The following is a 16,370-nucleotide window of genomic DNA, read 5'->3' as shown; positions in this document are numbered from 1 at the left end:
TTAATTATTATGAAAAAACTATTACCAACATCAATTGTTGGCAGTTTACCTAAACCTACTTGGTTGTCAACACCCGAAAAACTTTGGTCTCCATGGAAATTAGAAGGTGATAAATTATCTGAAGGAAAACAAGATGCATTGCGTATTTCTTTACAAGAACAGCAATTATCAGGGCTTGACATCATCTGTGATGGTGAGCAAACACGTCAACATTTTGTAACAACTTTTATAGAACATTTAAGTGGTGTAGATTTTGAAAATCGTAAAATCGTAAAAATTCGTGACCGTTATGAAGCCAGTGTTCCTGTGGTTGTAGATGAGGTTGCACGTCAAAAGGCTGTTTTTGTGGAAGATGCCAAATTTTTACGTAAACAGACTAATAAGCCTATAAAATGGGCATTACCAGGACCGATGACAATGGTAGACACATTATACGACAACCATTACAAAAGCCGAGAAAAATTAGCTTGGGAATTTGCGAAAGCACTCAATGAAGAAGCAAGAGAACTGCAAGATGCAGGAGTAGATATTATCCAGTTTGATGAACCTGCATTTAATGTTTTTTTTGAAGAAGTAAACGATTGGGGAATAGCTACATTGGAAAAAGCTATTGAAGGTTTAAACTGCGAAACTTCGGTTCATATTTGTTACGGTTATGGAATAAAAGCCAATAATGATTGGAAAAAGACATTGGGTTCTGAGTGGCGACAATACGAAGAAATTTTTCCGAAAATTCAAAATTCTAATATTGATATGGTGTCATTAGAATGTCACGGTTCTAGTGTACCTATTGATTTAATTGAGCTCATTCGTGGAAAAAAAGTAATGGTCGGTGCAATAGATGTGGCAACCAATAGGATTGAAACACCCGAAGAAGTAGCTGATACGCTGCGTAAAGCTCTTGAGTTTGTAGATATCGAAAATCTTTACCCTTGCACAAACTGTGGTATGGCTCCTTTATCTCGAAATGTAGCAAGAGGCAAATTAAGTGCTTTAAGTGAAGGAGCAGAAATTATACGCAAAGAAATTGCAACTTGAACAGATGTAATTAATTAAAAATTTTCACGTTAGACACTCATTTTAAACCCGTTACCTCACCAAATAGATAACTAAAAACTAATAAACCTATAAAAAAACAATTTACTTATGGATATATTTATTCTTTACTATATCGCTGCTGGTGCTTTCGCTGGCTTACTTGCAGGCTTGTTTGGTATTGGTGGCGGTATGATAATTGTACCAGCATTAATTTACATTTTTGAAGCACAAAGCGTTCCAGAAGCTGCACTTACACATATTGGCATAGGTACATCTCTTGCAACTATAATCATTACGTCTATTAGTTCACTTCGTGCACACAATAATAAAGGAGCCATAAATTGGAGTGTATGGAAACGTATGGCTCCAGGATTGGTAATCGGTTCATTGATTGGTGCAGGTGTTGCATCTGTTATTCACGGCAATTCACTTCAGGCAATAATTGGTATAGGTGCCTTTCTGGTTGGATTAAAAATGTTGTTTATGAAAAACAAATCTTTGGTAGAAAACGACTTTAGTAAACTACCATCGCCTGTTGGACAAACTGGACTGGGAGGTTTTATAGGTATTATTTCTGCTATTTTTGGTATTGGCGGAGGCACATTAACCGTTCCGATATTGAGTTATTATGGTTTAAAAATTCAAAATGCTGTGGGTACATCAGCTGCTTGCGGCTTACCTATCGCTGGTGCTGGTGCTGTTGGATTTCTTGCTTTTGGCCAATTTGTTGATGCCAGTGTAAAAGAAGCATTACCTAGTGGCGTATTGGGGTTTGTCCACATTTACGCATTTACTTGTGTGAGTATAGCTAGCTTTTTCACCGCTCGTATCGGAGCAAAAATTACACACAAATTACCTGCATCAACATTGAAAAAAGCATTTGCAGTATTGTTGCTAATTGTAGGGTTTAGGTTAGTGTTAAATTCTGACGTTTTTATAATTTAACTACCCTAATTATTAACTTAAAAAAAATAATATAAATATTAAATACATCGACGTATATTACCAAGATAATTGAAAATAATAACTAAGCACAACAAGGAAGACTATAATTAATATGGGGTTTAGTGTTTAATCCAAAGTTTAGTATCTTTTTATAATGTACGCCAAATCTTTTGATTTAGCTTTAAAAATGAAAAGTTTTGGCTAAATACTTAATTAGAAATTAATCGCTTATTTATTCCCGTACTAATCATAGCCGAAACCGATAGCGAAATTTCTACAAAACCCTCTTTGCTTTTACAAAAGCTTTATTCCAATACGGTTCGTTTATTGATGTTATAATTACTCCACGAAAAGTTGTAGCATGAATAAAAAAAACTTCACCATTATCTATAGAAGTCACCAAACCTACATGATTAATTTCTCCTTCAAATTTAGCAATATCAAAAAACAACAAATCCCCTATTTGTACCTCTGATAATAATACGGCTTCACCTTCTTTACTCATATTTTTAGAAGACCTTGGTAGCTTTCTGTTTATTTCTTTAAATGAAGTATAAACAAGACCTGAACAATCCATCCCTACACGTGTTGTTCCTCCATATTTATATGGCACCTTATTATATGAAATAGCGGTTGATATAACTTTAGTGACTAATGGGTTTTCTTTTTTAACATTTTCTTTTGAGCCATCCGAATTAGCACTTTCATTGATAAAAGAATAAAGTAATATAATGACAAAAACAATGAAGAATAAAGGTATTTTTTTTATCATAAACAGATTTCAAGTATATTTATAAAACCCTCTTTGCTTTTATAAAAGCTCTATTCCAATATGTTTCGTTTAGAGAAGTAACAATTACTCCTCGTGAGGATGTTGAATGGATAAACTTAATATCATTACCATCTACAGAAGTGACTAACCCAACATGATTAACTTTATTTCTAGATTTAGAAGTTCTAAAAAACAACAAATCACCTCTTTTCACTTCTTTCAATTTAATTGGAAAGCCATCATTATACATTAGGCGTGAAGTGCGAGGAATGTTAACATCACGTTTTTTAAAAGAAGTATAAATTAGTCCTGAACAATCCATTCCTGAACGATTTGTCCCTCCATATTTATAAGGAATCCCTTTATAAGTAACCGCTGTCCAAACAATTTTATCTGCAATAGAAACTTCTGTAGAATACTCCGTTGTACTTCGACTGGCAATAGTTCTATTAGCATTAATACTATTTTGTGAAGTGGTTATTTTTTTTGAAGATCCACAAGACATCAATGTTATTGAAAAAATAAAAAGTAGTAATTTTTTAATCATCATTTAATTTTTTGCTCCGTTTACAATTAATTTAGCTGTTTTTTTTGAAGCACCTTTACCACCTAATTTTTGTTCTAATTCAAAATAATTTAAAAATAATTGCTTTCTATAATCAGTATCTAAGATTTTGGTAAGCTCTTGTTTTAATTTTTTCTTATTAAAATCATCCTGAATTAATTCTGTAACAACCTCTTTATCCATAATTAGGTTTACTAAAGATATAAATTTTAACGTAATAATACGTTTTGCAATTTGATACGAAATCCAACTTCCTTTATAACACACTACTTGTGGTACTTTAAACAACGCTGCTTCTAGAGTTGCCGTACCTGAAGCCACCAAAGCTGCATGTGAAATACTCAGCAAATCATAGGTTTTATTATTGATAAATTTTACATTATTATTTCTAATAAACTGATGGTAAAACTCTTTTGTTTGACTTGGCGCACCAGCAACTACAAATTGGTATTGAGGAAAATCATTTACCAACGACAACATTACCGATAGCATTTTCGTAATTTCTTGTTTTCTACTTCCTGGAAGTAATGCTATAATATCTTTATCACCTAAATTATGCTCTTTTCTAAAGTTCTTTTCACTTACTTGAGTTCTACCTTCTATTCCATCTATTAACGGATGCCCTACAAAATGGACATCATAATCATACTTTTTGTAAAAATCCTCTTCAAAAGGAAGAATTACATACATTTCATCAATATCTCTCTTAATATCTTTTACACGACTCGCTCTACTTGCCCAAACCTGAGGAGAAATATAGTAATGCGTTTTATATCCTTCTTGTTTTGCCCATTTTGCAATTCGAAGATTAAATCCTGAATTATCAATAAAAATAATAACGTCTGGATTAAACTCAGCAATATCTTTTTTACAAAAAGATATAAAACCTGAGATTTTACGAAGGTTAAATAACACTTCTACAAACCCCATAAAAGCTCGTTCTTTGTAATGACTTACCAAAGTACCTCCTACTTCCTGCATTAAGTCTCCACCCCAAAATCGGATATCAGCATTAGTATCTTCATTATACAAGGCTTTCATCAAATTAGCCCCATGTAAATCACCCGAAGCTTCTCCAGCAATTATGTAATATTTCATCTATTAAAAAAACTTTATAATAAAAGTAACTAAAGCTGTAAAAATGGTCGCTATTAAAACACCTCGAGCCCTATGTTCTTGATTTTTTCGTAAGAAAATAAAAAAGACAAAAAGATTAGGTATCGTAGCTAATGCAATAACCGAACCCAACATACCACTTTCTCTAATCATTTCTATGGTTTCATAAAAGCCAAAACGAGAAATATATTCTAAGTAAATAAACATGCCACAAAAAGTAGCAAAAAATGACACTAAAACACCTATGAGTATTTCTTTTTTTATAAATCCCATGTATTTAATTTTTGAATTGCATGATGCGCAGTCATATCAAATTGAACAGGTACTAAAGAAATATAACCATTTTCTAAAGCCCAAATATCTGTATCTTGTCCTTTATCTTTATTTACAAATTCACCCGAAAGCCAATAATATTCTTTCCCGAACGGACTTTTACGTTTGTCGAAATCTTCTTTCCAATTCCCATTAGCTTGTCTACAAACTTTTACCCCTTTAATTTCTTCTTTTTTAAGATTCGGTATATTTACATTTAAAACAACACCGTCTGGTAATCCGTTTAGTAACACATTTAAAGCAATTTTCTTTACAAACTCTTTGCACTCGTTAAAGTTTGCATTCCACTCATAATCTAACAATGAAAAACCAATGGCAGGAATTCCTTCAATGCCTGCTTCTACAGCAGCACTCATTGTCCCCGAATAAATTACATTGATAGATGAATTTGCTCCATGGTTAATTCCTGAAACACATAAATCTGGTGTTTTATTTAAAATTTCATTTTTTGCCATTTTTACGCAATCGGCAGGTGTTCCTGAGCAACTATACTCTAATTGAGGTCCATCATCAACCGTTGTAGGATCACAATGCAATACATTATTTACAGTTATTGCATGCCCCATTCCACTTTGTGGATTATCGGGAGCTACCACTACAACATCTCCAATTGTATTCATTATTTTAATTAACATACGTATACCAGGTGCGGTAATTCCGTCATCATTGGTTACTAAGATTAAAGGCTTTTCTCGCATTGTTCTTTTGAAATAAAAATATAGAAACAAATATAAGGTAAAAATATGGGGGTTCTTTTTAACATTTTGTAAAGACAAAAGCTTTATGATTCTGCGTAAACTTGTATAGTTAAAAACTACAACTACTTAACTATTACTATAAAATTATATGAACACTTATTTTTTTAAGTATTCTATATAAAAATAAATTAACTAAAACAAAATTGGCATTATTTTAGTAGCTTAGCAGTATAGCTGTAAATAACAGTAATTTTAAACGACTGACGATTTATGAAGACGAAATTTTTCACCTCACTATTAACCGTATTACTATTCGGTAATTTAGTAAATGCAACTCCTTTGCCTCAAGAAGATCCAGAAAAGGATAAAGTTATTATCTACGTTTTAAAAAATATTTTGACTCGTGGCCATTATGTTCAAAAAGAACTAAATGATGATTTTTCTGAACACGTATACAATGATTTTATTACTAGTTTAGATCCTAGTAAACGTTATTTTACACAAGAAGATTTAACGGAATTTTCACAATACAAATATGAAATTGATAACCAATTACAAGAGTCTAATATTGATTTTTATAAATTGGTATATGGTCGATTTTTAGAAAAACTTCAAACTGCTAAAATCACTTATAAAAATTTCTTGCTACAACCTTTCGATTACACAAAAAAAGAAGTCATCGATTTAGATTATAAAAAAGTTCCGTTTGCTAAAAACGAAAATGAATTGTTAGATTATTGGCGTCAACAATTAAAACTACAAGTTTTAAGTAGAATTCAAGAGGCTGATGAACAACAAGAAGAAAAGCTTAAAAAAGATCCTACTTTTAAAATAAAAAACTTTGAAACTTTAGAATTTGAAGCTCGTACAGCCGTGTTAAAAAACATGAATGATTTATACATGCGTATAGATGAATTAGAAAATTCTGATTGGTATTCTACTTTTTTAAATAGTGTTGTAAGTAGTTTTGACCCACATACAACCTATATGTCTCCACGTATTAAAACACGTTTTGATCAAGACATGTCTGGGAAATTAGAAGGAATTGGAGCACGTTTACAAAAGGATGGTATTTACACCAAAATTGTTGAATTAATTTCTGGTGGTCCAGCATGGAAACAAGGAGAACTTGAACCAGGAGATATCATTTTAGAAGTTGCTCAAGGGGAAGCAGAACCTTTAGATATTGTAGGAATGCGTTTAGACGATGCTATTAAATTTATTAAAGGTAAAAAAGGAACAGAAGTTCGTTTAACAGTTAAGAAAAAACTAGACGGATCTACCGTTGTAATTCCCATAATTCGCGATGTAGTTGAATTGGAAGAAACCTTTGTAAAATCTAGTATTGTAAAGAAAGATGGTAAATTCTATGGAGTTATTAATTTACCCAAGTTCTATATCGATTTTAACGATGTAAACAAACGAAATGCTACCAGTGATATGGAGAGAGAAATTGCTCGTTTAAAGGCAGAAAAAGTTGAAGGCTTAATTATTGATTTACGTAATAATGGTGGAGGCTCTTTAAAAACAGCTATCGAAATTGGCGGATTATTTATCGACAAAGGTCCTATTGTACAAGTAAAGTATAGAGATGAACCTGCTAATGTTAAAAATGATACAGACCCTAAAACGCAATGGAAAGGACCTTTGGTAATTATGGTAAATGAAATGTCAGCTTCAGCTTCAGAAATTTTTGCTGCAGCAATGCAAGATTATGGACGTGGTGTTATTATTGGCGGTAAACAAACCTATGGTAAAGGGACTGTTCAAAATGTATTACCACTAAATTATTATGTAAAAAAGTATCCTGAAGATTTAGGTGCCTTAAAAATGACAATTCAGAAATTCTATCGTATTAATGGTGGCTCTACACAAATAGAAGGTGTGTATTCAGACATTGCTATGCCAGATCGTTATAGCTATATGGATTATGGAGAACGCGATCTAGAAGGTGCATTGCCTTGGGATAAGGTTCCACAAGCAAATTATACCAAAACAAACTCATATTTAAATTTTGCAGATGTTGTATATAACAGCAAACAAAGAATTAATAAAGATGAAAAATTTATCTCTATAAATGAATATGCAAAGTGGTTAAAGAAAAATCAGGACGACAATATTTATTCTTTAAATTATAACGATTATAAAAAAGAAAATGATGATAGGAAAGAAGAGAGTAAAAAGTTTAAAGATATTTTTAAATACGAATCTGATTTAAGCTTTACATCTCCAAAATACGAATTATCTTTATTTAAAAAAGATACAGTTTTAAAAGATAAACGTATAACATGGCATAAAAATTTAAAGAAAGACATTTATATGAACGAAGCTTTAAATGTGCTTAGTGAACTAAAAATGAATAAAAACTATCACATAGTTAAGAACTAAAAAAAAGGCGGCCAAATGGCCGCTTTTTTTATTGTTTTTCACTTCCAATATCTTTTTTATTTTTGAATTTTGTTAATTAATTCTCGGTTTATACACTAACAGGCCTATTCATTATCAAAAGTAAAAATATTCATACTTATTTCATTTAATATCAGTACTTTTGCACGCTAATTTGAAAACAATACCATGAAGCGTATTAATGAATATAAAAAGCTTTTTAAAGTAGAAAAAGCTATTGATTTAAAAGAATTAAAAACAACTTATAGAGGGCTTGTAAAAGAATGGCATCCAGATAAATTTCAGGATGAAGAGAAAAAAGAAGAAGCCGGAGAGATAAGTCAGAAAATTATTGAAGGTTATCATTTTCTAGTAAGCATCGCTCCAGAAACTAAAGAAGCTAATTTAGAAGAATATGCTACTACAATTACACAGTATCAAGTTGCCGATTTTTATCATAAAAGCATGCTATTAGAAGTTACTTTTACTGATGGTAATACATACGAATATTTTGGAGTAAACCATAAACTTTTTAACAAGTTCGTAAATAGTAAATCGATAAATAATTTTGGGAAAAGAAATATTTTTAATTCTTTTCTTTACAGAAAGTCAAAAAAGGCTTTAGTAGAAGCTTAAAATATGAAACTTTGAATGGTAGTGATTGGATCAAAATTTAATAAAAATTCAAAAAATGTATAAATAAAAGCTATATATAACATAATAAAAAAGGCCCTTTACATTAAAAAGGGTCTTTTTTTGTTATCAGAATAAATCAAAATAACAAAAATTAGGTTAAAGCCCTTTTTGTTAAACGGTTAAAACACTCTTTTACATATAACTTGTGGATTGTATTTTTATGTCAACCAAATACCACTTATTCTAAAGACATAAAATCTAAAAAAATATGCTACTAATAAAAAAAAAATTATTTGGCTTGCTAAATAGTAAGAAATATTATAACAACTATTATTATACTAAATCTATCTCGAAATACAAAGATATAAATAGCTATATAAACATTTACGAGGATTTTTTATCCTCCAATGATATAATAAAAACATCAGAAAGAATAAGTCATTCTTCAAATATCTCTTTTGGAACTGATATTAGTACTGCAAAAAAAGAAATTGGGACCCCTTATAAATTTATAAAAAACTTAAACCTTTGTGATATTCTTTTTTATAAAACAAAAATAAGCAATTATAAAATAGACATAGAATTACATTTTTTTAAAAAAAAATTAGTCTTTTATAAGTATACATTCCCATTTTCTTTTTACACGAAAGAAATTGAAAATCAAGTTCAAAACAAATATTTTAAAGGAAATAAGTTAATTGATTTTAAAAATCAATTAATAGCTGATGCCAATAATAGTTTTTTAAAAATTGATAATGAGGTTTCATTTTCGATATATTATTTTTCTTTAAATCATGGTTTTTATGATTATTTAAAAAACCAAAAAGAGATCTTAAAATTTCATTCATTAAATAAGCAACGCATAGCGGTGTTTGAATTGCTTGAAACACTCTAATAACTATTATTTTCTTATGCTATTACCATTTTAACTACCAACCCTTCATTTGCACGAATATTAAAAACGGTATCGTCTTCAAAAATCAAATATTGCCCCTTAATTCCAACTAATTTTCCTTTATAAGTCTTTTCTTTAACTAAATTTAAACTTTTAGGTTTCACTGGATATTTATTCACAGGAAACTGAATATTAGTTTCTTTGTTATTTTCAACAAAATACTCTTGTGCTTCCTCAGGAATAAAGCCGCGTAATTTTTGTTGCCATATTGTTAAATCTTCATCAACAATATCATTCTTTAACATTGTTCTCCAATTAGTTTTATCGGCCACATGTTCTTTTAAGGCAACCTCTGTAATACCAGCCAAATAACGATTAGGAACCTCAACTATTTCTATCGCTTCGTGTGCTCCTTGATCTATCCATCGTGTTGGTATTTGACTTTTACGCGTCACCCCCACTTTTACATTACTAGAATTTGCTAAATACACTATATGCGGTTGCAATTGCACTTTTTTTTCATATTCTAAATCACGGTCTTCTTCATCTAAATGTGCTTTACTTAATTCGGGACGCATAATCCAATCGCCTGTAGTTGGAATATCAAAAAAACACGATTTACAAAATCCTTGTCGGTAAATTTCTTTTTCTAAATGGCAGTGTAAACATTCGTAAGTTACAAAAGCCAATTCAATCTCTCTTTGCAATAACTGATTCATATTTAAAAAATCAGTTTTCATATCTAAATAATATTGAACTGTGTCTAAATTTTCAGTTTTCATTTTTTTTAAAACTCCTGTGTATTCCATCCCGTAAATTTTACTATTTTTAGCTGGTAAACAAACTTACAAATTCACGGTTAAAGTATGGCCATTCAATTTATAAATTCTATCATTTCATGGTTTCTTAAAAAACGAAAACATCAAATAGAATTATTTTTAAAATATCCTATTGATGTTCAGGATGAATTATTATTGAAACTCACAAGTATGGCTAAAAATACTGAGTTTGGACAAAAACATGAATTCTCTTCTATTAATACTTATAACGATTTTACCAATCTTGTTCCTATTCAAAAATATGAAAGTATAGAACCTTTAATAGAACGTTGTAGAAAAGGAGAACAAAATTTATTTTGGCCAACGAAAATTAAATGGTTCGCTAAATCTAGCGGGACTACCAATGCAAAAAGTAAATTTATTCCTGTAAGCGATGAAGCTATTGAGTTTTGTCATTTAAAAGCTGGAAAAGATATGTTGTGTTTATACATTAATAATAATGAGGATGCAAAATTGTTTACTGGTAAAGGATTACGTTTAGGAGGAAGCTCTGCTGTATATCAAGACAACGATACTTATTTCGGAGATCTATCTGCTATTATTATTGAAAACATGCCTTTTTGGGCAGATTTTAGCTCAGCTCCAAGACAAGAAACTGCTTTAATGGGTGAATGGGAAACTAAAATGGAAGCTATTATTGATGAAACTATCAATGAAAACATAACCAGTTTAGTTGGAGTCCCTTCTTGGATGCTAGTTCTTCTAAACCGTGTTTTAGAAAAAACAGGTAAAAATAATATTCTTGAGGTGTGGCCTAATTTAGAAGTGTATTTTCATGGAGGAGTTAATTTTAATCCATATCGTGATCAATATCAAAAACTAATTCCGAAAAAAGATTTTAGATATTACGAAACCTATAACGCATCGGAAGGTTTTTTTGCAATTCAAGATCGTAATAATTCTGATGAATTATTACTCATGTTAGATTACGGAATTTTTTATGAGTTTATTCCGATGAGTGAATATCATGGTGAAAATTCTGTTGCTATTCCTCTTTCTAAGGTTAAAAAGAACATAAACTACGCTGTAATAATAACTACCAATGGTGGTTTATGGAGATATTTAATTGGAGATACCATTAAATTTACATCTACACATCCGTATAGAATTAAAATTACGGGGCGTACAAAACATCATATAAATGTTTTTGGAGAAGAGTTAATTATAGAAAATACAGAAGAAGCTTTAAAAGCTGCTTGTAAAAAAACCAGAGCTGTTATTAAAGATTATACTGTTGGCCCTATTTTTATGGATGGTAAAAAGCAAGGTGCACACGAATGGATTATTGAATTTGAAAAAGCGCCGGAGAATATTAACTTTTTTACAGAAATATTAGATAATGCTCTAAAAAACTGTAATTCTGATTATGAAGCCAAACGTTATAATAATATGACATTGGCAATGCCTAAAATACATAAAGCTCCTAAAGGGTTATTTTATAATTGGCTTAAACAAAAAGGTAAATTGGGTGGTCAACATAAAGTACCTAGGCTTTCTAATGATAGAAATTTTATTGAAGAGCTATTAAACTAAATTGTATAAATGAGATAAATACTTTGAGTTGAATTAAAATAAGTAAACTAGTATTTATAAAATTTACAACTGACTTTACTTAGAAACAATATTAATTGGCAACTTGTATTCTGTAGCTACAGGAACACCTCTTTTTATTGCTGGAGCTAATTTCGGCAGATTATTTATCGCCTTATTAACCTCTTTACCTATTGTTATATTTTTTTCAATAAAGAAAGGAGGATATTTAATTTTTTTCAACGTCACATTTCCTTCATTATTAATATTTAAGACCACTATTACTACGGTATTAACTGGCTCTTTAATAGTTAACTGAACGTCTTGTAAGTATTTTGCCATTTGATGATGCATATTAGTCCTAAAACAGTTTGTTTTAGCATCATCAATTAACTTATCACATACTTCAAAAGATGGAGAGACATCAACCTTAGAAAAATCTATAATACTATCTATCTCTTGAAATGTATTATTCATATGAGATGAAAAATAATTACACGAAGTGCAAATCATCAGTAGGAATAAAAAAGAAACAACTCGAGATAGCATTTAACTTAATTTAGAGTGAAAATACAAAATTTTAACTACTCTAACTCTTCTCCTTTTAAGAAATATTCTTTTTTAATTGTGCTAATTCTATGTTTAATAAACTCGTCATTTTTAGCCGATTTACCTTCAAATCGATTCAAATATTTTTTGTACAGATTATATCCAATTTTCTTGTCTTTATAGTAATCATCAGAAAATTTCGCAAATAAATATAAGGCATTATAATTATTACTATTTTCTTCTGTTGCTTTTTTATAGTGTTCTAAAACCTTCTTTGGCAACTCCATTTTATAATACACATTAGCCAAACCTAAATGTTCTTCATCTCTTGGTTCTTTAGCTATAAGAGTGGCAGCCATATAACTATATATAGCTCTTGTCATATCTTCTTCTTTCAAAAAAACATGCCCTAAATAAGTATGGCTTTTATAATCATTACGATCTAATTTATATGCTGTTTTAAAATGTTTTTTAGCGTTTTCTAAATCTTCTAAATTATAATACGCTTTTGCTAACATTTTTTGAGTGTAATGCTCTTTAGGTTCTAAAGAATCTATGTGTTTAAGATAAGTTAGTGCCTTTTCATATTCCTTTTCTCTATATAAATTATTGATTTTTAGACGATTTAAATCAATATGATTAGGATTCAAAAATAATCCTTTAGTTATAAATAAATTAGCCGAATCTTTATCTCGTAACTTTGTAAAAGCTCTAGCCAATTTTTCTATCGATTTAAAATGTGAACTGTCTTTTTTGTAGGCATTTAAAAAATTATTAATTTTTAAATTTCGCTTTTTCAATAACGAATACGCTAAGCCTAATTGATATGAATAATTTGCATTATTGGGATCTTGAGCTATCATTTTTTTTAAAATCTGCTTCGCTTTTTGTCCTTGTTTGGTTTGCAAGTATAATTTACCAAGTTCGTAATTCACTAATAAATTATCCTCATCAATTTGTTTAATTTCTTCAAAAACCTGGATTGCTTTTAATCGCTTTCCCTCTTTTTTTAATGATTTTCCATATTTTATTTTTGTTAGATAATCATCTTTTATCAATAATGCTTTCTGATAATAGTCAGACGCTCTTTTATGATCATCAATAGCGTCATAAATAGAAGCAATTTTAATGTTTGTTAAAAATGTAGCTGGTAGCTTCTCTAATTCTGATAATGCAATTTTATATCGACCAGTTTGGACCAGACTATCTATTTGAATAAAAGTCGAAGTTTGCGCTTCGACTTTTAAAAAGGTAATAATAATTAATAGTAGTGAAATTTTCTTTTTCATAGATTTTGTTATTCAACATTAAAGGTAATTGGTAAAGTATATCCTACTTTCACTTTTTTCCCATTATGCTCTCCAGGGATAAGCTGTGGTAATTTAGCAATCATCTGCTTTGCTGCTACTTCTAACTCCGGATGAGGAGCTCGTACATTAACATCCGTTACGTTACCTTCTTTGTCTATTTTAAATTGTACATATACTCTTTTTTTACCTGAAGGTAAACCTAAATTATTTGCCGATTTTGCATCAAAGTTTTCTTTAACAAATTGCGCCATATTTTTATTAAAAGCGTCTTTACCTTCTCCTTGATTAGGAAAAGCAGGAGCTTTCTCTAAAAATCCAAAAGGTACATTATCTCCTTCTTTTATTGAATTACCATCTGTAATAGGTGGAACCACTACGATTAACTTTCTTCCTTCTAATCCTTCAAATATTTTTAATTGAATATTGGTCCCCTTAATAAGCCTTTCTTTTATTTGTAAAAATTCTTCTTCTTCGACAGTACTTAAATCTGAAACCGATAATTCTTTAGTTTTAGGTAATTCTTTATTTATGTAAACGTCAAAAAAACTTTCTTTCGACATTACCTTTGGTTCTTTTTCTAAATCATTATAGAGTTTTTGTCTTAATGATGTAGGCTCTAGATCATTAGAGTTTTTTTCTAAACATGCTGTATACAACAACATACTTGCTAATACTGGCACTAACAATAAGTACTTGAGTTGCTTGATTTGTTTTGATTTAGTTTTTGTCATCATAAGTATTCGTTTTTTGATTAATGAATGTTTATAAAATTGATTAATGAAGGAAATATGTTCTACTTGAAAAATTTCTGAGAGCAAATTGTTTATATAATTAGATTTCTCAGTTGACTTAGTTACTACCTCATCAGATATGAATTCATGCACCAACGAAATACGGTTTTGGTATACATAAACCATCGGGTTAAACCACATAACAATTTTTAAAAACTCAAAGAATAATAAATCTAGAGTATGCTTTTGTTTGCTATGCACTAACTCGTGCTGAATAATCTTCTCTTTTTTTTCTTCTGGAATTTCTTTACCAATAAAAATAAAATTGAAGAATGAAAATGCTTTTGAATTTTTAGGTAACAATACCAATTTGTAATCTTTCTTCTGAATAATTTCATATTTCAAAATCAATCGAATAATTCTTTCTAACTTGAAGAGAAAGACTATAAAAAATAAAATGCACCCAATCCAAAATAAAATATCTAAATAATTGATAGACTGATACCATGCTGCTTTTTCAATCACTTTTTGTGGCGACAAAACCACTTCTGACAACAAAATGGTGTACTCTTCTGGAACAGCTTTTTGTATAGTTGGTATTTTAAGCAAAGGCAATACAAAAGATACAATTGCTGTTGATAATAGGTAAAAACGATTTTTAGTAAAAAAAGTCTCTTTACTTAAAAAGAAATCATAAACCGCTACAAACAATACCTGAAAAAATAAAACTTGAATAATATAATTAATCATGACTTCTTGTTTTTATTAACTTCTTTTAAAATATTTTCTAGTTCATTCACATCCATCTTATTTTCTTTCATGAAAAAAGATACCATGCTTTTAAATGAACCACCAAAATAACCGTCCATTAACTTATGTAAACTTTGATTACTATATTCCCTCTTTTCAATTAGCGGATGGTATACATACCCCCTTCCTTTTGCCTTGTGTCCAACAAATTCTTTAGTTTCTAAAATTCTTATAATAGTAGAAACGGTATTATAGGCAGGTTTGGGTTCATCTAATTCAGCTATCACTTCTTTTACAGATGCTTCTTTTAACAGCCATAACACTTGCATTATTTGTTCTTCTGCTTTTGTTAATTGTTTACTCATTTTATAATCTCTTGAAATTCAACACAACAAATATAACTAAAAAATTAGTTTAAACTAATTTTTTAGTTTAAAATTTTGTAACAAAGTCATTATATATTCGTCTAATTAGCCATCGAACCTTAGTAATTATAGGTTTTGGCTCAGTTATTGAAAACTGTTAACTATTAAAATTTTATTTAAAAATTATGGATATATTTTTATTACTTCTTGGATTTGTTTTTGTTAGCTTAGGTATTTTAGGTTCTTTTCTACCTGTTTTACCTGGTCCAATTACGGCTTGGGCAGGTTTACTACTATTGCATCTCACTGAAGTTGTGCCTCAAGATTGGACATTTTTAGGAATCACATTAGTACTTGCGGTAATAATATTTGTTCTAGATTATTTTATTCCTGCAATGGGAACCAAACGTTTTGGAGGAACTAAATACGGTGTTTACGGAACCACAATCGGATTAATTCTTGGCTTACTCTCTCCTATTCCTTTTGGTATTTTAATTGGTGCTTTTTTGGGTGCGTTTATAGGAGAGTTAATGTATGATGGAAAAGATACGAATAGAGCATTAAAAGCTTCATTCGGGGCTTTTCTTGGTTTTTTAGCCTCGGTAACTATAAAGTTTTCCGTAGCTACAGTGTATTTTGTTTTGTTCTTTATTAAATTTTGGGAGTATAAAGATGCTTTCTTAACCTAAAATATGGATAAAAAAAAAGCAACCCATCTCAGGGAAGCTTTCCATCGGTTAACAAAACCTAGCACAATCAAGTGCTTAACAACACAACTAAATGCTGTCTTTAAAATTTGACAGCCTGCAAATATACAACCTTTTAAAAAACTACCAAACAAATTTTTATTTTTTTTATTGAGTACTTTTTAAGGCAACGTTGCTTAATTCTGCAATTGATTGTATCTTTGCGC

General features: G+C 29.9%; 17 protein-coding genes. 7 read left to right on the top strand and 10 right to left on the bottom strand.

Features of this window, described 5'->3' with window-relative positions:
• The first annotated feature begins 9 nt into the window (after window positions 1-9).
• Both C7447_RS05350 and C7447_RS05345 read left to right on the top strand, forming a co-directional pair.
• Window positions 10-1,038, top strand: a complete 1,029-nt coding sequence (locus C7447_RS05350) for a methionine synthase (RefSeq protein WP_148869452.1) — start codon at window positions 10-12, stop codon at window positions 1,036-1,038.
• A gap of 108 nt (window positions 1,039-1,146) precedes the next feature.
• Window positions 1,147-1,983: a sulfite exporter TauE/SafE family protein gene (locus tag C7447_RS05345; RefSeq protein ID WP_148869451.1), complete on the top strand. Its 837-nt coding sequence runs from the start codon at window positions 1,147-1,149 to the stop codon at window positions 1,981-1,983.
• A gap of 274 nt (window positions 1,984-2,257) precedes the next feature.
• On the opposite strand, the gene C7447_RS05340 is transcribed toward C7447_RS05345, so the two are convergent.
• Genes C7447_RS05340 through surE form a run of 5 tightly spaced genes read right to left on the bottom strand, consistent with a single transcriptional unit; the run spans window position 2,258 to window position 5,467 of the window.
• A complete protein-coding gene (locus C7447_RS05340) occupies window positions 2,258-2,755 on the bottom strand; it encodes a C40 family peptidase (RefSeq protein WP_148869450.1) in 498 nt (165 codons plus the stop codon).
• Between the two features lie 19 nt (window positions 2,756-2,774).
• Window positions 2,775-3,302 (bottom strand): C40 family peptidase, encoded by a 528-nt coding sequence (locus C7447_RS05335; protein WP_148869505.1) that lies wholly within the window; start codon window positions 3,300-3,302, stop codon window positions 2,775-2,777.
• 3 nt (window positions 3,303-3,305) lie between these two features.
• Entirely contained in the window at window positions 3,306-4,418 is a 1,113-nt protein-coding gene (gene lpxB / locus C7447_RS05330) for a lipid-A-disaccharide synthase (protein ID WP_148869449.1), read from the bottom strand.
• Window positions 4,419-4,421: 3 nt separating this feature from the next.
• The gene (locus tag C7447_RS05325) at window positions 4,422-4,709 is read right to left on the bottom strand and encodes a hypothetical protein (protein ID WP_148869448.1); all 288 of its coding nucleotides are present in this window, start codon (window positions 4,707-4,709) and stop codon (window positions 4,422-4,424) included.
• Window positions 4,697-5,467, bottom strand: coding sequence for a 5'/3'-nucleotidase SurE (gene surE, locus C7447_RS05320; protein ID WP_148869447.1), 771 nt, complete (start codon window positions 5,465-5,467; stop codon window positions 4,697-4,699). Before surE ends, C7447_RS05325 begins: the two co-directional genes overlap by 13 nt.
• 270 nt (window positions 5,468-5,737) lie before the next feature.
• Between surE and C7447_RS05315 the strand changes: the two genes are divergently transcribed.
• The 3 genes from C7447_RS05315 to C7447_RS05305 all read left to right on the top strand — a co-directional run bounded on the left by C7447_RS05315 (window position 5,738) and on the right by C7447_RS05305 (window position 9,383).
• Window positions 5,738-7,855, top strand: a complete 2,118-nt coding sequence (locus C7447_RS05315; protein ID WP_148869446.1) for a carboxy terminal-processing peptidase — start codon at window positions 5,738-5,740, stop codon at window positions 7,853-7,855.
• A gap of 186 nt (window positions 7,856-8,041) precedes the next feature.
• A complete protein-coding gene (locus C7447_RS05310) occupies window positions 8,042-8,488 on the top strand; it encodes a KTSC domain-containing protein (RefSeq protein WP_148869445.1) in 447 nt (148 codons plus the stop codon).
• Window positions 8,489-8,756: 268 nt separating this feature from the next.
• On the top strand, window positions 8,757-9,383 hold the full coding sequence (locus C7447_RS05305; RefSeq protein WP_148869444.1) for a hypothetical protein: 627 nt from the start codon (window positions 8,757-8,759) through the stop codon (window positions 9,381-9,383).
• A gap of 14 nt (window positions 9,384-9,397) precedes the next feature.
• Here the strand turns inward: C7447_RS05305 and C7447_RS05300 are convergent, their stop codons facing one another.
• The gene (locus C7447_RS05300) at window positions 9,398-10,192 is read right to left on the bottom strand and encodes a DUF2797 domain-containing protein (protein ID WP_148869443.1); all 795 of its coding nucleotides are present in this window, start codon (window positions 10,190-10,192) and stop codon (window positions 9,398-9,400) included.
• 57 nt (window positions 10,193-10,249) lie between these two features.
• On the opposite strand from C7447_RS05300, the gene C7447_RS05295 reads away from it, so the two are divergent.
• The gene (locus C7447_RS05295) at window positions 10,250-11,755 is read left to right on the top strand and encodes a GH3 auxin-responsive promoter family protein (RefSeq protein ID WP_148869442.1); all 1,506 of its coding nucleotides are present in this window, start codon (window positions 10,250-10,252) and stop codon (window positions 11,753-11,755) included.
• Window positions 11,756-11,830: 75 nt separating this feature from the next.
• On the opposite strand, the gene C7447_RS05290 is transcribed toward C7447_RS05295, so the two are convergent.
• The 4 genes from C7447_RS05290 to C7447_RS05275 are packed head-to-tail and all read right to left on the bottom strand — an operon-like array spanning window position 11,831 to window position 15,457.
• Window positions 11,831-12,301, bottom strand: coding sequence for an energy transducer TonB (locus tag C7447_RS05290; protein WP_148869441.1), 471 nt, complete (start codon window positions 12,299-12,301; stop codon window positions 11,831-11,833).
• A 35-nt stretch (window positions 12,302-12,336) separates the two neighbouring features.
• A complete protein-coding gene (locus C7447_RS05285; protein WP_148869440.1) occupies window positions 12,337-13,590 on the bottom strand; it encodes a tetratricopeptide repeat protein in 1,254 nt (417 codons plus the stop codon).
• An 8-nt stretch (window positions 13,591-13,598) separates the two neighbouring features.
• Entirely contained in the window at window positions 13,599-15,092 is a 1,494-nt protein-coding gene (locus tag C7447_RS05280) for a M56 family metallopeptidase (protein ID WP_148869439.1), read from the bottom strand.
• On the bottom strand, window positions 15,089-15,457 hold the full coding sequence (locus C7447_RS05275) for a BlaI/MecI/CopY family transcriptional regulator (protein ID WP_148869438.1): 369 nt from the start codon (window positions 15,455-15,457) through the stop codon (window positions 15,089-15,091). The genes C7447_RS05280 and C7447_RS05275 overlap by 4 nt, the downstream gene beginning before the upstream one ends.
• Window positions 15,458-15,642: 185 nt before the next feature.
• On the opposite strand from C7447_RS05275, the gene C7447_RS05270 reads away from it, so the two are divergent.
• Window positions 15,643-16,146, top strand: a complete 504-nt coding sequence (locus C7447_RS05270) for a DUF456 domain-containing protein (protein ID WP_148869437.1) — start codon at window positions 15,643-15,645, stop codon at window positions 16,144-16,146.
• The last annotated feature ends 224 nt before the right edge of the window (window positions 16,147-16,370 follow it).

Origin of the sequence: Tenacibaculum adriaticum (assembly GCF_008124875.1) — a bacterium.
GTDB lineage: Bacteria > Bacteroidota > Bacteroidia > Flavobacteriales > Flavobacteriaceae > Polaribacter > Polaribacter adriaticus.
The sequence above is the reverse complement of the archived record's forward strand: the minus strand, read 5'-3'. Positions and strand labels throughout refer to the sequence as shown.

Excerpts from the sequence above, each read along its gene's own strand:
- C7447_RS05350 (WP_148869452.1), top strand. The coding sequence starts at position 10 with ATGAAAAAACTATTACCAACATCAATTGTTGGCAGTTTACCTAAACCT.
- C7447_RS05345 (WP_148869451.1), top strand. The coding sequence starts at position 1,147 with ATGGATATATTTATTCTTTACTATATCGCTGCTGGTGCTTTCGCTGGC.
- C7447_RS05340 (WP_148869450.1), bottom strand. The coding sequence starts at position 2,755 with ATGATAAAAAAAATACCTTTATTCTTCATTGTTTTTGTCATTATATTA.
- C7447_RS05335 (WP_148869505.1), bottom strand. The coding sequence starts at position 3,302 with ATGATTAAAAAATTACTACTTTTTATTTTTTCAATAACATTGATGTCT.
- lpxB (WP_148869449.1), bottom strand. The coding sequence starts at position 4,418 with ATGAAATATTACATAATTGCTGGAGAAGCTTCGGGTGATTTACATGGG.
- C7447_RS05325 (WP_148869448.1), bottom strand. The coding sequence starts at position 4,709 with ATGGGATTTATAAAAAAAGAAATACTCATAGGTGTTTTAGTGTCATTT.
- surE (WP_148869447.1), bottom strand. The coding sequence starts at position 5,467 with ATGCGAGAAAAGCCTTTAATCTTAGTAACCAATGATGACGGAATTACC.
- C7447_RS05315 (WP_148869446.1), top strand. The coding sequence starts at position 5,738 with ATGAAGACGAAATTTTTCACCTCACTATTAACCGTATTACTATTCGGT.
- C7447_RS05310 (WP_148869445.1), top strand. The coding sequence starts at position 8,042 with ATGAAGCGTATTAATGAATATAAAAAGCTTTTTAAAGTAGAAAAAGCT.
- C7447_RS05305 (WP_148869444.1), top strand. The coding sequence starts at position 8,757 with ATGCTACTAATAAAAAAAAAATTATTTGGCTTGCTAAATAGTAAGAAA.
- C7447_RS05300 (WP_148869443.1), bottom strand. The coding sequence starts at position 10,192 with ATGGAATACACAGGAGTTTTAAAAAAAATGAAAACTGAAAATTTAGAC.
- C7447_RS05295 (WP_148869442.1), top strand. The coding sequence starts at position 10,250 with ATGGCCATTCAATTTATAAATTCTATCATTTCATGGTTTCTTAAAAAA.
- C7447_RS05290 (WP_148869441.1), bottom strand. The coding sequence starts at position 12,301 with ATGCTATCTCGAGTTGTTTCTTTTTTATTCCTACTGATGATTTGCACT.
- C7447_RS05285 (WP_148869440.1), bottom strand. The coding sequence starts at position 13,590 with ATGAAAAAGAAAATTTCACTACTATTAATTATTATTACCTTTTTAAAA.
- C7447_RS05280 (WP_148869439.1), bottom strand. The coding sequence starts at position 15,092 with ATGATTAATTATATTATTCAAGTTTTATTTTTTCAGGTATTGTTTGTA.
- C7447_RS05275 (WP_148869438.1), bottom strand. The coding sequence starts at position 15,457 with ATGAGTAAACAATTAACAAAAGCAGAAGAACAAATAATGCAAGTGTTA.
- C7447_RS05270 (WP_148869437.1), top strand. The coding sequence starts at position 15,643 with ATGGATATATTTTTATTACTTCTTGGATTTGTTTTTGTTAGCTTAGGT.